The sequence below is a fragment of the Microbulbifer halophilus genome, from assembly GCF_026183675.1.
GTDB lineage: Bacteria > Pseudomonadota > Gammaproteobacteria > Pseudomonadales > Cellvibrionaceae > Microbulbifer > Microbulbifer halophilus.
Map to the genome: position 1 here is coordinate 1 of NZ_JAPIVK010000091.1, position 1,033 is coordinate 1,033.

Below are 1,033 nucleotides of genomic sequence, written 5' to 3' on the forward strand. Positions count from 1 at the left end.
CTGCTTAAACGCAGTTATTTGGACAACTGGGTTGAAAATCACCGCCACTGCGCGAGTATAGGTATGAGAGTTGACATCTTAAACAAGCTTGACCATTCAACGGTTTCACCCTCAGTAAACCCAACGAGATCCTCAAACGAGTCATTGTCAATTGGAAAATATTTCCCCATCTGATGATAGGAAAACGCGACGCTTTGGATGGTGTTCTGTATCCAGCCATCAACGAATTCCTTTTCTCCTAAACAGCACAGAAGATATATCGCCACGGACATATCGATTATATGACCGTCGTAACAAGGCGAATGGGTTGAAGGATGGTTATCAATAAACTCCTTGAGCATCTGCCCTACAGAAAGGGCTCCCTGTTTAATATCGTCACTTCCTTCAACAAGAGACTGGTAGACAAAAATCAGTCCTGCCAAGCTAACAATACCTAGGTTTTCAAATATCCCCAGACATTCCAGCAAATAGCTATGACTAGCCCCGGAGAAACCATTCTTTACCCGGCAATATGGATGTACTTTATCAAGATAGCGATCATAGACCTGAAACAAGGTAAGGTACATATCCCAGAACGCTTGTGTAACCTGCTTATTACTATAAAGTTCATTTTTTCTGAGGACTTCCCATGCGTTTAAAATCGTCCTTTCAGAACAAAAAATTGCTGGCCTCAGATTATCTTCACTACGGGCCCAGGAAAATATAATGTTCTGGCACAGATTGACTGTGCGAAACCTTTTTATAATCTTATTTTGTCCGGACTTCTTTGACGTATCTCCAAAATCTTCACTCAACAGCAATTCATTCAATATTTGATAATAATCAGAATAGTCATAATCTGCGTCCGCCAAAAGAGCCAATGTTTTTCGGAACTTTGAACGAAACTCCTTCGGAAGAACATTTTCGTTAAAAATGTAATTTTCGATGTAAATTGATAACTGAGAACCTCCCCAGAAATCATAATGTATCTTGCCTGCCTTTTGGTTGTCGTTATTAACCCGGCATTCAAATAGGCATCATGCGGCATATCGAA

The 1,033-nt window shown here is 40.5% G+C and carries 2 protein-coding genes; both read right to left on the reverse strand.

Annotated elements, in window-relative coordinates; translation table 11 throughout:
* Nucleotides 1-38: 38 nt before the first annotated feature.
* Nucleotides 39-794, reverse strand: coding sequence for a hypothetical protein (locus tag OQE62_RS19335; protein WP_265723683.1), 756 nt, complete (start codon nt 792-794; stop codon nt 39-41).
* Between the two features lie 11 nt (nt 795-805).
* On the reverse strand, nt 806-1,033 hold a 228-nt coding region (locus OQE62_RS19340), incomplete at its 5' end, for a hypothetical protein (protein ID WP_265723684.1).